13 protein-coding genes, 1 tRNA gene and 1 pseudogene are annotated in these 12958 nt (G+C 64.7%); 8 read left to right on the top strand and 7 right to left on the bottom strand.

Going from position 1 to position 12958, the window contains the following annotated elements; translation table 11 throughout:
• Window positions 1-50: 50 nt before the first annotated feature.
• A tRNA-Met gene (locus tag QPR87_RS21030) sits at window positions 51-127 on the top strand.
• 193 nt (window positions 128-320) lie between these two features.
• Here the strand turns inward: QPR87_RS21030 and QPR87_RS21025 are convergent.
• From QPR87_RS21025 to QPR87_RS21015, 3 genes are all read right to left on the bottom strand, one after another.
• Window positions 321-584, bottom strand: coding sequence for a type 2 periplasmic-binding domain-containing protein (locus QPR87_RS21025; protein WP_220154649.1), 264 nt, complete (start codon window positions 582-584; stop codon window positions 321-323).
• A gap of 422 nt (window positions 585-1006) precedes the next feature.
• Window positions 1007-2272, bottom strand: coding sequence for an SLC13 family permease (locus QPR87_RS21020; protein ID WP_285051233.1), 1266 nt, complete (start codon window positions 2270-2272; stop codon window positions 1007-1009).
• Between the two features lie 395 nt (window positions 2273-2667).
• Window positions 2668-3582, bottom strand: a complete 915-nt coding sequence (locus QPR87_RS21015; RefSeq protein WP_285051232.1) for a LysR family transcriptional regulator — start codon at window positions 3580-3582, stop codon at window positions 2668-2670.
• Window positions 3583-3796: 214 nt separating this feature from the next.
• On the opposite strand from QPR87_RS21015, the gene QPR87_RS21010 reads away from it, so the two are divergent.
• The 6 genes and pseudogenes from QPR87_RS21010 (at window position 3797) to QPR87_RS23695 (ending at window position 9537) form a co-directional block, all read left to right on the top strand.
• Entirely contained in the window at window positions 3797-4870 is a 1074-nt protein-coding gene (locus QPR87_RS21010) for a tartrate dehydrogenase (protein WP_285051231.1), read from the top strand.
• A 9-nt stretch (window positions 4871-4879) separates the two neighbouring features.
• Complete coding sequence (locus tag QPR87_RS21005; RefSeq protein ID WP_285051230.1) at window positions 4880-6130, top strand: glycerate kinase type-2 family protein; 1251 nt, start codon at window positions 4880-4882, stop codon at window positions 6128-6130.
• Window positions 6127-7557 (top strand): pyruvate kinase, encoded by a 1431-nt coding sequence (gene pyk, locus QPR87_RS21000; protein ID WP_285051229.1) that lies wholly within the window; start codon window positions 6127-6129, stop codon window positions 7555-7557. The genes QPR87_RS21005 and pyk overlap by 4 nt, the downstream gene beginning before the upstream one ends.
• 27 nt (window positions 7558-7584) lie before the next feature.
• Window positions 7585-8859: a phosphopyruvate hydratase gene (eno, locus tag QPR87_RS20995; protein WP_285051228.1), complete on the top strand. Its 1275-nt coding sequence runs from the start codon at window positions 7585-7587 to the stop codon at window positions 8857-8859.
• Between the two features lie 97 nt (window positions 8860-8956).
• Window positions 8957-9112: pseudogene (locus QPR87_RS20990) on the top strand (IS3 family transposase); the annotation flags it as partial.
• 200 nt (window positions 9113-9312) lie between these two features.
• Entirely contained in the window at window positions 9313-9537 is a 225-nt protein-coding gene (locus QPR87_RS23695) for a LysR substrate-binding domain-containing protein (RefSeq protein ID WP_350310472.1), read from the top strand.
• A gap of 29 nt (window positions 9538-9566) precedes the next feature.
• On the opposite strand, the gene QPR87_RS20985 is transcribed toward QPR87_RS23695, so the two are convergent.
• Together QPR87_RS20985 and QPR87_RS20980 are read right to left on the bottom strand one after the other, a co-directional pair.
• Window positions 9567-10874 carry a short-chain fatty acid transporter gene (locus QPR87_RS20985; RefSeq protein ID WP_285051227.1) on the bottom strand — a complete coding sequence of 436 codons (1308 nt, stop codon included), beginning with the start codon at window positions 10872-10874 and terminating at the stop codon, window positions 9567-9569.
• 199 nt (window positions 10875-11073) lie between these two features.
• Entirely contained in the window at window positions 11074-11286 is a 213-nt protein-coding gene (locus tag QPR87_RS20980; RefSeq protein ID WP_285051226.1) for an anion permease, read from the bottom strand.
• Between QPR87_RS20980 and QPR87_RS20975 the strand changes: the two genes are divergently transcribed.
• The gene (locus QPR87_RS20975) at window positions 11276-12127 is read left to right on the top strand and encodes an alanine/glycine:cation symporter family protein (RefSeq protein WP_285051225.1); all 852 of its coding nucleotides are present in this window, start codon (window positions 11276-11278) and stop codon (window positions 12125-12127) included. The two genes, QPR87_RS20980 and QPR87_RS20975, sit on opposite strands and share 11 nt — an antisense overlap.
• A gap of 124 nt (window positions 12128-12251) precedes the next feature.
• Here QPR87_RS20975 and QPR87_RS20970 read toward each other — a convergent pair whose 3' ends face one another.
• Together QPR87_RS20970 and QPR87_RS20965 are read right to left on the bottom strand one after the other, a co-directional pair.
• A complete protein-coding gene (locus QPR87_RS20970) occupies window positions 12252-12503 on the bottom strand; it encodes a conjugal transfer protein TraD (protein WP_285051224.1) in 252 nt (83 codons plus the stop codon).
• A gap of 1 nt (window position 12504) precedes the next feature.
• Window positions 12505-12936 (bottom strand): conjugal transfer protein TraD, encoded by a 432-nt coding sequence (locus QPR87_RS20965; RefSeq protein ID WP_285051223.1) that lies wholly within the window; start codon window positions 12934-12936, stop codon window positions 12505-12507.
• Between the last annotated feature and the right edge of the window lie 22 nt (window positions 12937-12958).

Genomic DNA, 12958 nt, shown 5'->3' with positions numbered 1-12958 from the left:
GAAAATCTCTCGACGATGACAAAAAGCGCTGACAATCCAGCGCAAACGGCCGCGGGGTAGAGCAGCCCGGTAGCTCGTCAGGCTCATAACCTGAAGGTCGTAGGTTCAAATCCTACCCCCGCAACCACTTCTGTCATAAAACACTCGAAATCGAAGTGTAATCAGACGCTTGGGCCGCCGGAAGGCGGTCTCAGATTGATTGCAAACCCCTCGGGTTTTAGCAGCAGTCAAAATCGAGGGGTTTTGGTCCCTGTTTGTTCTCGATTTGAATCTGTGACGTTCCGTGAATCTAAGGCCATTTCGGCCTTGCTGGAGGTTTGTCAGCAGTCTGGGCCGCCGGAAGGCGGCCTTTCCTTTGAGCTAGGCTGAACATAAGCTACCCCAACCGGCCGGGCCACTTTGCGCGCGCGGTCGAGCAGATTGCGCAACGTTGCTCTTTGATTGTAGGGCAACCAGACAGCCGAGAACAGAACCGGCTCGGGTTCGTCTGCAGTAGGCAGGAAGGTAATGCCGGGCGTTGGCAGCAGCGCCGTGGCCGCGCCGACGATGGTGATGCCGAAACCCTGTCCGACCATCGACAGCAATGTGCCGCGCCCCGTTAAAGCGGGGAGGATTACCGCATGTCTCGACATGCCAGTAGAGTGATGTAGCGCCAGCGTTCAACCGGGCCGCCAACTTGGGTATCGTCAAGCCGTCTGGCCCTCTAAGTCCAGAAACTCGGTGGCCGCTTGGATGATCCGATCCCTTGGAACGTCGCGCGAACACTTGGCCGGTTTCAACCAGTTCGTCGGTGAACCGCAATCTGTCCCCGATGATCCGTTCTTTGCCAGCGCGTTCCCTGAGTTCAAGGTATTCGGATTTCAGTTTCTCGTAGGGGGAATAGCAAATCATATGCCGATTTCCGGACTATCCCGCGCTCTATATGTATCCTGCGAGATTCTCTACGATTGCGGCCGCGAGCATCGCTCGCGGCCGCTCGGACGGGTCTTTTCCGCCATTCATGCGGTCAGGGGAAGAAGGGGAACAGGATCGGCAACAGGACCATGCTCACGATCGTGGACACAAGGATAAGCGGCAGGCCGGCTTTGGCGTAATCCTTGAACGTATATCCTCCGGGCCCCAGGACCATGACATTGGCGGGCATGCCGATCGGGGTGGCATAGGCCAGCGAGCCGCCGATCACGATCGCCATCAGAACCGCCCTGGGGTCGGCGCCGATGGTGGTGGAGATCGACATGCCGATCGGCACCAGCAGCGCGGTCGTGGCGGTGTTGGACATGAAGTTGGTCAGCGCGACCGCCAGCAGGAAGATGACCAGCATGATGACGAACATCGGCGTGTCCGGTCCCATCAGGTTCAGCACCGCCTGGGCGACCGCCGTGCCAGCCCCGGTTGTCTCCATCGCCGTCGCCAGCGACAGGATCCCGCCGAAGAGCACGATGGTCTGGGCGTCGATGGACCCATAGGCCTGCTTCTCACTGATGACGCCGGTCAGAATCAGAACCAGCGCCCCGATCACGCTGGTGATGTGCAAGGGTATTCCGATCTGCTTTTCGAAGACCATGCCCAGAACCGTGCAGACCAGGATGATCAGGGAGGCGGTCTTCTTCCATTGCGGCACGGAAGTCCTGGCTTCCTGAAGATGCGTGTCACGGGCCTCGTCGGCCTTGTGATCCGGCAGCAGCCTGTAGCCGATGGTAGCCATGAAAAGCGTGCCCGCCAGCAGCATCGGCAAGCCGACATAGCCGTATTCGAAGAAGCCGAAGCGCAGGTCGATCGATTCGAGCGCGGCCTGGGCGATCATGTTGCCGGGGGCGCCGATCAGGCTCAGGTTGCCGCCCATCGCAGCGGCGAAGACGATCGGCATCAGCAGGCGCGACCGTGCAAAGCCCGATTTCGCCGCGATCCCGATGACGACGGGGATCAGCACGGCGGCGGTGCCGGTGTTGGACAGAACGCCCGACATCAGGCCGGTGATCATCATGATCGCAACCACCAATTGTCGTTCGGTCTTTGCGAAGCGGGTCACCAGACCGCCGATCTCGCTTGCCATGCCGGTCTGGAACAGGGCGCCGCCGATGACGAACATGCCGACGAACAGGATGACGTTGTTGTTGACGAAGCCGGCAAAGGCCTCCTTGGGCTCCAGAACGCCGGTCAGCGCCAGGCCGAGACAGACGATCATCGCGGTCACGGCAAGCGGGATCCTCTCCCAGACGAACATGACGATCGCGAAAAGCAGAAGCAGCAGGGTAATGGTTGTCGGGCTCATGGATCCCTCCCCAGATATCGAGAGCGCACGCGGAAACACGCCGCATTCACGAGGCGCCATTGGAGCGATGGCTGAACATCCCCGTTCGTACTGCCTTGCAGCAGGCATAGACTCACACGCCGCGGCTGCGGATGGCAGCGCAGTGTCCTTGCCTGCGGAAAGCACCGCTTATCTGTGCCTCGTGCGGGCAGCGGAACACGCGGGCAATTCCCACGCAGTAGTCAGGGGGATCGTGGTCGTTTCAAGGAAATCCTCCTCCCAAGTCTTTCCCGACCGTCCTGTCGAGCCGAAAGGGCGGTCTGACACAGGAGGATGCGGACCAGAGGCCCGGCGATCAACTTGCACAGGATTATATAAAGAACATCAATAAAAGATCCTCGTGCCGCGCAAGCATTTCAGGCGCTTTCCTCTATGGCGTCCAGGTTCTCGTCCAGAACGGCCAGAAGGGCATCGCGCTGGTCGTCGCGCGTGCCGCGCGCCCAGGCCGCGGCCAGAATCAGCTTGGACCGGGTCGTGCCCTCAGGCACCACCAGCGGCAGAAACGCGACCCCCGGCACGGCCATGCGGGAAACCCATTTGGGCACGATGGCCAGTCCCGCGCCCGTCGCAACCAGACTGACGATGGTATGCTTTTCCTCCGCCACTTGCGCGATGCGTGCGGTCAGGCCCGCATCGGTGAACAGCTTGATCGTCAGGTCGTGCGAATGTGGCCGGGATCGGCGGTCGGGCACGATGAGCGGCATGTCCGCCAGATCGCGAATGTTCAGTTCGACCCGATTCGCCAAAGGGTGCTTCTCGGGCAGGGCAACGACGGCGGTCTCAAAAAACAGCGTCTGGAAATGGATATTCGGGTCACGGATATCGGGAGGGCGGCAGAAAGCGATGTCGATGCTGCCGCTCAGGATCTTGGGCAGCAGGTGAATCGTCTTCTGCTCGATCAACTGGACTTCTATCTCGGGATGCTTGAGGCGCAGCAGTTGCAGAAGTTGCGGCATCAGCCCGGTCGCGGCACTGTCGATGGCGCCGACCTTCAGGACCGGCTTCTCCGCGCGCCTCACGCTGCGGATGCGCTGCTCGAACTGGTCGGCCTGTGCGACAAGGGTCCGGGCGTCCTCCAGGATCGCCGTTCCCGCTTCGGTCAGTGCGACGTTGCGGGTGGTGCGCAGGAAAAGGCGCGTCTCGAAACGATCCTCCAGCAGTCTGATCTGCCGGGTCAGCGAGGCCGGCAATATACCCATTGTCTGGGCCGCCCGACCGAAATGCAATTCCTCGGCCACGGCCAGGAAGCACCTGATCTGGTGAATGTCCATGAGTTCCTCCCCGGTCAGTTTATTACGGAACCGTATATAATTCTACGCAAATTGCTGCGGTGCCTTCGTCGGTCGTATCGTTGCCTTGCGGTCGCTGAACGGCGTCGCATGTGATCGCCGCAAGGCGTCGCAGGGGAGGAGATTTCAGGGTAACCGCGCCCCCTTTGGCGACGCATTCGGCTTGTCAGGACCGAATGAGGAGAGGACCACACCCATGAAAACCTACAAGATCGCCGCCATTCCCGCCGACGGCATCGGCCCCGAAGTGATCGCCGCCGGGCTGCAGGCGCTGGAGGCCCTGGCCGGGCGCGACGGCAAGTTCACGTTCGACATCACCGAATTCGACTGGAGCTCAGAACGCTACAAGAAGACCGGCGCGCTGATGCCGGAGGACGGCCCCGAGCAGTTGAAAGCCTTCGACGCCATCTTCTTCGGCGCCGTCGGCGCGCCGGATGTGCCCGATCACCTCACCCTCTGGGGTCTGCGCCTGCCGATCTGCCAGGGCTTCGACCAATATGCCAATGTGCGCCCGACCAAGATCCTGCCGGGCATCCAGTCGCCGCTGGAAGGCGTCGGCCCGGGCGACCTGGACTGGGTGATCGTGCGCGAGAATTCCGAGGGCGAATATTCCGGCCATGGCGGCCGCGCCCACAAGGGCCTGCCCGAGGAGGTCGGCACCGAAGTCGCCATCTTCACCCGCGTCGGCGTCACCCGGATCATGCGCTATGCCTTCAAGCTGGCGCAGTCGCGGCCGCGCAAGCTGCTGACGGTGGTCACGAAATCCAACGCGCAACGCCACGGCATGGTCATGTGGGACGAGATCGCGGCCGAGGTCTCAAAGGAGTTTCCTGACGTGACCTGGGACAAGATGCTGGTCGATGCGATGACGGTACGCATGGTCAAGAACCCGCAAAGCCTCGACACCATCGTCGCGACAAACCTGCATGCCGACATCCTGTCCGATCTGGCTGGCGCGCTGGCCGGCAGCCTGGGCGTGGCGCCGACCGGCAATATCGACCCGGAGCGGCGTTACCCCTCGATGTTCGAGCCGATCCACGGCTCGGCCTTCGACATCACCGGCAAGGGCATCGCCAACCCGGTCGCGACCTTCTGGACCGCCGCGCAGATGCTGGAACATCTGGGCGAGGCTGACGCTGCCAAGCGCCTTATGACGGCGGTCGAACAGGTCTGCGCCGATGGTGTGCTGACCCCCGATGTGGGCGGAACCGCCACCACGCAGCAGGTCACGGATGCCGTCTGCGCGGCCATCCGCGGCGCCAACATCTGAGGTGCGGCGATGACGCGCGATCCGAAAGACCTTCTGCTGCGCCTGTTCGGCGCGGCGGTGGACAGCGCCGATCCGGCCAAGACGGTCGCGCGCCATCTGCCCGAAATTCCGCGCGGGCGCATCGTCGTGGTGGGGGCGGGGAAATCCGCCGCCGCCATGGCCCGCGCGGTCGAAGACGCCTGGCCCGGCGTTGACCTGTCGGGGGTGGTCGTCACCCGCTACGGCCATGCCGTGCCGACCCGCCGCATCGAGGTGATCGAGGCCGCGCATCCGGTTCCCGACGAAAACGGCGCCAGGGCCGCGCAACGCATCCTCGATACGGTCGGCGGCCTCGGTCCCGATGATCTGGTGTTAGCGCTGATCTCGGGCGGCGGCTCGGCGCTGATGACCTCGCCCGCGCCCGGCCTGACGTTGGACGAGAAGATGCGAGTGAACCGTCTGCTTCTCGCCTCTGGCGCGCCGATCTCGGTGATGAACCGCGTGCGGCGGCGACTATCCTCGGTCAAGGGCGGCAGGCTCGCGCTGGCCGCCGCGCCGGCGCGAGTGGTGACGCTGGCGATTTCCGACGTGCCGGGCGACGATCCGCTGGCCATCGCCTCGGGGCCGACGGTCTGGGATCCCGACGCGGCTGCTGACCTCTCCGCCGTCGTGGAGATGCTTGGCCCCGACCTGCCCGAAACGGCGCGTCGGCTGCTGCTGGCAACGCCCGAGCCGCTACGCGCGTTCGAGGCAGATTACCGCATGATTTCGACCCCTATGCTGGCACTGGAGGCGGCGGCAGCCGTGGCCCGCGCCGAGGGGATGACACCCCTGATCCTCGGCGACGCCATTGAGGGCGAGGCCGGCGCCGCCGGTCAGGTCATGGCCGGGATCGCCCGCAGCGCCGCCCTGCATGGGGTGCCCGCCAAGGGTCCGGCGGTGTTGCTATCGGGGGGTGAAGCCACCGTGACCATCGGCGCAACCAAACCGGGCCGGGGCGGGCGCAACACCGAATTCCTGCTGGCCATGGCGCTGGCGCTGGAAGGCGGCGCCGTCCACGCGCTGGCCGGCGACACCGACGGCATTGACGGCAGCGAAGATGCGGCGGGCGCCATCATCACCCCCGACACGCTGGCCCGCGCCCGCGCGGCGGGGCTGGATCCGCGCGCCGTGCTGGCTGCGCATGACAGCTACAGCCTGTTCGACAGGATCGGCGACCTGGTCAAGACCGGGCCGACCCTGACCAATGTCAACGACTTCAGGGCGGTATATATCCCATGAGCGACCAATCCCCCCACACGCTGCGCCCGCGCCGCGCCAAGATCCTCGCCACGGTCGGGCCGGCCAGCCGCACGCCCGAGATGCTGCGCCGCCTGTTCCTGGCCGGCGCGGACACCTTCCGGCTGAACTTCAGCCACGGCAGCCACGACGACCACCGGCAGGCTTTCGACGCCATCCGCGCCCTCGAGGACGAATTCGGCCAGCCCATCGGCATATTGCAGGACCTCCAAGGCCCCAAGATCCGCATCGGCCAGGTGCCCGGCGGCCCGCGCGAGTTCACGGCCGGCGATACGGTCGTGCTGCGCCTGAACGGCGGCGGTGACGATATCCCCCTGCCGCATCCCGAGATCTTTGCCGCCATCCGCCCCGGCCAGCAGTTGCTGATCGACGACGGCCGCATCCGGCTGGAGGCCGTGGTGCATGATGCCGACAGCATCACCGCCCGCGTGGTTGCCGGAGGCCGCATCCTCGACCGCAAGGGCGTGAACCTGCCCGATACGGTGGTGGACCTGCCCGCGCTGACCGAAAAGGACCGCGCCGACCTGGAGTTCGGCCTGTCGCTGGGGGTCGATTGGGTCGCGTTGTCCTTCGTTCAGCGTCCCGAAGACCTGGTCGAGGCCAAGACCCTGATCCAGGGCCGCGCCGGGCTGATCGCCAAGATCGAAAAGCCCTCGGCGCTGGAGTGCCTGCCTGGGATCCTGGCCGAAGCCGATGCCGTAATGATCGCGCGCGGCGATCTGGGCGTCGAGATCCCGCCCGAGGACGTGCCGGGCCGGCAGAAGGAGATCATCCGCCTTTGCCGTCAGTTCGACCGCCCGGTGATCGTGGCGACGCAGATGCTGGAATCGATGATCACCACGCCGACGCCCACGCGGGCCGAAGCATCCGACGTGGCGACGGCGGTCTATGACGGCACCGACGCGGTGATGCTGTCGGCGGAAACCGCCTCGGGCCAGTATCCGGTCGAGGCCGTCGCCATGATGGATCGCATCATCCGCCGCACCGAGGCGCATCCTTTCTATTCCGCTTCGCTTGGTGCGACCGCGCCCCATGTCGAGGCGGCCGAACAGGCCATCGCCTTCGCAGCGGTCGAACTCGCGGATGCGCTTTCGGCTCCGGCCATCGTTTCCTTCTCGTCGACCGGCGCGTCTGGACGACGGATCGTCTCACACCGTTCCCCGCGCACGACCGTCCTGCTGACCGGCGACGAGGCCGTCGCCCGCCGCATGTCGCTGGTCTGGGGTGTCAGGTCGATGCACGAGGCTGAGATCAGCGACCACGACACGGTGCCGATCCATGCCGCCGAGGCGGTGCTGGACCTCGGGATCGGCAAGCCGGGCGATAAGATCGTGGTAGTCTGCGGCTTCCCCTTCGGCGTGCCCGGCACCACCAACAGCATCCGGGTCACGGCACTGGGTCAGCATTGACCATCAACCGCAAGAGGAGGAGGACGAATGAACGCGATCACAGATATCCATGCCCGCGAGATCCTTGACAGCCGCGGCAATCCGACCGTCGAGGTCGATGTGACGCTTGAGGACGGCACGATGGGCCGGGCGGCGGTGCCCTCGGGGGCGTCCACCGGGGCGCATGAGGCGGTCGAGAAGCGCGACGGCGACAAGACCCGCTACATGGGCAAGGGCGTGCTGGAGGCCGTCGCGGCGGTCAACGGCGAGATCGCCGAGAACCTGATCGGCGAGGACGCGACCGAGCAGCGCGCCATCGACGCGATGATGTGCGATCTGGACGGCACCCCCAACAAGGGCCGCCTGGGCGCGAACGCCATCCTGGGCGTGTCGCTGGCCGTGGCCAAGGCCGCCGCCGAGGCCTGCCAGCAGCCGCTTTACCGCTATGTCGGCGGCGCCGGCGCGCATGTGCTGCCGGTGCCGATGATGAACATCATCAATGGCGGCGAACATGCCGACAACCCCATCGACATCCAGGAATTCATGATCATGCCGGTCAGCGCGGAGAATATCCGCGAGGCCGTGCGCATGGGGTCCGAGGTGTTCCATACGCTGAAGAAGGAACTGTCCTCGGCGGGCCTCGCCACCGGCGTCGGCGACGAGGGCGGTTTCGCCCCGAACCTCTCCAGCACCCGCGACGCGCTGGACTTCATCCTGCGGGCCATCGAGAAGGCGGGCTACGCCCCCGGCGAGGACATCATGCTGGCGCTGGACTGCGCCTCGACCGAATATTTCAAGGGCGGCAAGTATGAGATGGCCGGCGAGGGCAAGTCGCTGACGCCGGGCGAGAATGTCGATTACCTGGCCGCGCTCTGCGCCGATTATCCGATCCTGTCGATCGAGGACGGCTGCGCCGAGGACGACTGGGACGGCTGGAAGCTGCTGACCGAGCGCCTGGGCGCATCGGTCCAGCTTGTGGGCGACGATCTGTTCGTGACCAACCCGGCGCGTCTGGCCGAGGGCATCGCGCGCGGCTGCGGCAACTCGCTGCTGGTCAAGGTCAACCAGATCGGCACGCTGTCCGAGACGCTGGACGCGGTGCGTATGGCCGACCGCGCCCGCTATACATCGGTGATGTCGCACCGCTCGGGCGAGACCGAGGACGCCACCATCGCCGACCTGGCGGTGGCGACCAATTGCGGCCAGATCAAGACCGGCTCGCTGGCGCGCTCGGACCGGCTGGCGAAATACAACCAGCTGATCCGCATCGAGGAAATGCTCGGCGAAACCGCCGTCTATGCCGGGAAAACAATCCTGCGCTAAGCGGCCTTCACGCAAGGATGCCCGCCCGTCCCCGGACCAGGACCAGGGGAATCGCATTTGAGGATTTGGGCTTCGTCGTAGTGACGAAGGAACGAAGATGAAGCCCAAATCCTCTTTGAAAAAATCGGCGAAGGCCCCTGCGGAGCAGGTAGTGAAGGACATCCGGCGGCAGACGCGGCACCACTTCTCGGCGGAGGACAAGATCCGCATCGTGCTCGAAGGCCTGCGCGGTGACGACAGCATTGCCGAACTTGCCACTGACATTCTCGTCATCCGTGGCGGCGCGAAACGGCAGGCCCTTGCTTTCGGCGATCTCCGTCATTCCACGTCGAACCGGCTTTGCGCGGCGGTGCCGCGCGATGGCGGGCGGTGCTCCGAGGCGTGCCAGAGTGAGTCGTTGAGATCTCAAACAAAGGGAGCCGTCCATGGACAAGATTATTCGCATCGCTCCAGATGACCGCCGCAGGCATGGGAATTTCGCTCTTGCCCGCGCTTTATGTCCGCTCAGAGGTCATGTGCGAGCGACTTGTCGTTGCGTGGCCCATGTCCTCTGGCGCCCCGGTGAGGCATCTATCGCTTATCTGGCGGCGGAGTTCGCCACGAAAACATACCTATCTTGCGGTTGTAGACAATCTTCGCCAGTCGCTGAGTCCCTGGGGCCTCCCGGAGACCGGGTAAAAAGACCCTCAAGATCGGCCCCCGACGTTCTAGATGAATGTCAGCCCGACCGAGATGATGATGCCCGACAGCACCAGATGCAGCGTGCAGAAGCCCATGATGTCCTTGGCCCGCAGCCCGGCAATGCCGAGGATCGGCAGCGCCCAGAAGGGTTGCACCATGTTGGTCCAGCTGTCGCCCCATGCCACCGCCATCGAGGCGCGCGCGAAATCGACGCCGAGCGCCTCGGCCGCGGGCAGGATCACCGGCGCCTGGATCGCCCATTGCCCGCCGCCCGAGGGCACGAAGAAGTTCACGATCCCGGCGCTGATGAAGGTCCAGAAGGCGAAGGTCTGCGCCGAGGCGAAAGAGATCATCGCCAGCGAGATCGTCTCGGCCAGCCCCGAATTCAGCATGATCGACATGATCCCGGCATAGAAGGGAAACTGGATGACGATGCCCGCGCCGCCCTTGACGCCCTCGTTCAGGCTGGCCAGCAGCCGGCGCGGCGTGCCGTGCAGCAGGATGGCGATGAACAGGAACAGGAAGTTCACGATGTTCAGTGTCAGCGTGCCCGCGTTCAGGAAATACTGGAACAGGAAGGCAAGGCCCGACACGCCGATCAGCAGGCTGAGGACGCGGCTGTTCTCCATCCGCTCGGCGGGGGTCGAGGGGGTGATCTCGGGCACTTCCGGCTCGGCCAGAAGGGCGGGATCGACGATGACCTGTTCGTCCTTCTTGGGCAGCATCATCCGGTTGACCAGCGGCACGGCGATGAACAGCGCGATCACGATGAACAGGTTGTAGGTCGCGAAGATCGTGCGGTCGGTCGGGATGACGCCGATCATGGACTCGAACGGGTGGCCGGGCGTCGCGACGGCCAGCGGAATGGAGCCGGCAAGCCCGCCATGCCAGACGATGAAGCCGGAATAGGCCGAGGCGACCAGCAGCCGGTAATCCACCGCCACCTTGCGCGCGATGGCCTTGGCGAACAGCGCGCCGACCACCAGCCCGAAGCCCCAGTTGATCCAGCTTGCCGTCAGCGAGACATAGCTGACCAGCAAGATCGCCGCGCCGGGCGAACCCGCCAGATCGGCCAGCCGTTCCAGGATGCGCCGCACCAGCGGGGTCGAGGCCATCATGTAGCCTGTCACCAGCACCAGCAGCATCTGCATGGAAAAGGACAGAAGCTCCCAGAACCCCGTGCCCCACATGCCGATCACGGCCATCGGGCCATGACCCTCGATCCCCATCGCGGCGGCCATGGTTACAAGGGTCAGCAGCACCACGAAGATATAGGGGTCCGGCAACCACCGATCGACCAGCCGCACCAGCGGCCGGGATATGACGTTGAGCATCCTGCGTTCCTCACCTTTTTGTCGGCAGGAACGCTAGCGGCGATTACCGCCCTGGTCCAGCCTGGACAGGGCAATCGGCGTGAACGGCATTGCCCGGCTCTGCACATGGAGACAGACGTGCCGCACGGGAATGCGCCTCTGCAAACCCGGACAAGCCGGGGGGCTGAGCCAACCCCCGCCGGCAAGCCGCCTATCGGGACTACCCGTTCGCCGCTGGCGCCGCCCAGTCCGGCAACTCGCCCAGGGTGATGCCGAAGAAGGCGACCATCAGCCAATAGGCCAGCCCGCTGATGGCGACCAGTGCCAGCAGGTTCAGCCACAGCCCTTCCCGAGCCATCTGCCGGATCGTCACCTTGCCGGATGCGAAGACGATCGCATTGGGCGGCGTCGCGACCGGCAGCATGAAGGCCATCGTGATCTTCGGCGGCATCCGCCAGATCGCGGTGGTGGCCGAGAAGATCGTGCCGCTGATGGCGGGCATCTACCTGCTGGTCGCGCTGATCGTCGTGGCGATGAATATCGGCCAGGTGCCCTCGATGCTGTGGCACATCGTCGGCAGCGCCTTCGGGCTGGTCGAGGTCGCGGGCGGCGTCACCGGCGGGGTCGCGGCGGCGATGCTGAACGGGGTGAAGCGCGGGCTGTTCTCGAACGAGGCGGGGATGGGCTCGGCCCCCAACATCGCCGCCGCGGCGACGCCCAATCCGCATCACCCCTCAAGCCAGGGTTTCGTGCAGGCTTTCGGCGTCTTCATCGACACGATCCTGATCTGCACCTGCACGGCGCTGATGATCCTGCTGTCGGGCGTCTACGTTCCGGGCGGAGAGCTGACCGGCACCCAGTTGACCCAATCGGCGCTGGCCGATCATATCGGCGGGATCGGGCCGGTCTTCGTGGCGGTGGCGATCTTCTTCTTCGCCTTCACCTCGATCATCGGCAACTACGCCTATTCCGAGATGGCGATGTCCTTCCTCGGCCTCGGCAACAAGGCCGGGCTGACCACGTTGCGGGTGCTGGTGCTGGCCATGGTGATCTGGGGCGCGCTTCAGGCGGTGGCGACAGTGTTCAACGCGGCCGACGCTTCGATGGGGCTGATGGCGACGATCAACCTGATCGCGATCCTGGCGCTGTCGGGCACGGTGGTCGCGCTGACCCGCAACTATTTCGCGCAACGCGAGGCCGGCAAGGTGCCGCAGTTCCATGTCGGCGAACATCCCGAGATGGCAAAGGGCGTCGATCCCGAAATCTGGCGCTAACGTTTTCCTGCTGTCATCGGTAGCGCAGTTCCGCACCGTTGGCGTTCCTATATATGCGCCGAAAAGGCGTCTTTTGGTGGTGCCGAGGCTCCGCGCCGCCCGCCATCGGTCACGCCCGATCCTGCTACGATTGCACCCTATCGTTCGGGGTTGCCGGACGTTCCATCTCGAACGCCGTCTTCCCCAGCTTTGTCCAGACGCTGCGCGCGTGTTCGCCTTGATTGCTTTTGAGTTTATCAGCCATCCAGAGCATCGCGCCGTAGATCGTGGCGCGATCATCGCCGGTCAGCTCCACGACGCCCGCCTTGACGACGAGACCGCCGAGTTCGATCAGGTGCCGCGTTCGCTTGCGGCGCTCGATCTGCCATGTGCGCATGTCATGCTGCGCCCGTTGCGCCTGATGACGATTGTGCGCTGCCCGGTTGCGTTTGAGCGCCGCCGCTGTCGTGTTCAGATGCCGGAGCAGATCGCCGTGAACGGCCCTGAAAGAACGCAGCGCCACGCTTGGCCCATGCCTCCCTCTTTCCGGCATCCTTGGTTTCGGCCAACGCGACGAGCGCACCGGCCAATTCGTCGGCGGTAAGCGCATCCGCCCCGGTGGCGATAACCAGTTCGCCAAGCTGCTGCACCTTCCGGGTTTTCAACTCCTTGGCCTTGTCCTCAAGCGCCTTCAGTTCCGCGTCATAGTTTCTCGGTTTCCGCATCGTCGTGTCCTTTCCCGGTCGCAAGTCGTTGATGCGGTAAGGATAGTTGCGCGGACGGCGGAACGCAGTATTGTTGCCGGGACGGTGTGGCACGGCCCGGTCCATCCCGAGATTTTTTCGAGGGAGG

Source organism: Paracoccus sp. SSJ (assembly GCF_030234105.1).
GTDB lineage: Bacteria > Pseudomonadota > Alphaproteobacteria > Rhodobacterales > Rhodobacteraceae > Paracoccus > Paracoccus denitrificans.
Note: the sequence above shows the minus strand (reverse complement) of the source record. Positions and strands in the feature narration are given on the sequence as shown.

Excerpts from the sequence above, each read along its gene's own strand:
- QPR87_RS21020 (WP_285051233.1), bottom strand. The coding sequence starts at position 2,272 with ATGAGCCCGACAACCATTACCCTGCTGCTTCTGCTTTTCGCGATCGTC.
- QPR87_RS21015 (WP_285051232.1), bottom strand. The coding sequence starts at position 3,582 with ATGGACATTCACCAGATCAGGTGCTTCCTGGCCGTGGCCGAGGAATTG.
- QPR87_RS21010 (WP_285051231.1), top strand. The coding sequence starts at position 3,797 with ATGAAAACCTACAAGATCGCCGCCATTCCCGCCGACGGCATCGGCCCC.
- QPR87_RS21005 (WP_285051230.1), top strand. The coding sequence starts at position 4,880 with ATGACGCGCGATCCGAAAGACCTTCTGCTGCGCCTGTTCGGCGCGGCG.
- pyk (WP_285051229.1), top strand. The coding sequence starts at position 6,127 with ATGAGCGACCAATCCCCCCACACGCTGCGCCCGCGCCGCGCCAAGATC.
- eno (WP_285051228.1), top strand. The coding sequence starts at position 7,585 with ATGAACGCGATCACAGATATCCATGCCCGCGAGATCCTTGACAGCCGC.
- QPR87_RS23695 (WP_350310472.1), top strand. The coding sequence starts at position 9,313 with ATGACCGCCGCAGGCATGGGAATTTCGCTCTTGCCCGCGCTTTATGTC.
- QPR87_RS20985 (WP_285051227.1), bottom strand. The coding sequence starts at position 10,874 with ATGCTCAACGTCATATCCCGGCCGCTGGTGCGGCTGGTCGATCGGTGG.
- QPR87_RS20975 (WP_285051225.1), top strand. The coding sequence starts at position 11,276 with ATGAAGGCCATCGTGATCTTCGGCGGCATCCGCCAGATCGCGGTGGTG.
- QPR87_RS20980 (WP_285051226.1), bottom strand. The coding sequence starts at position 11,286 with ATGGCCTTCATGCTGCCGGTCGCGACGCCGCCCAATGCGATCGTCTTC.
- QPR87_RS20970 (WP_285051224.1), bottom strand. The coding sequence starts at position 12,503 with ATGCGCACATGGCAGATCGAGCGCCGCAAGCGAACGCGGCACCTGATC.
- QPR87_RS20965 (WP_285051223.1), bottom strand. The coding sequence starts at position 12,936 with ATGGACCGGGCCGTGCCACACCGTCCCGGCAACAATACTGCGTTCCGC.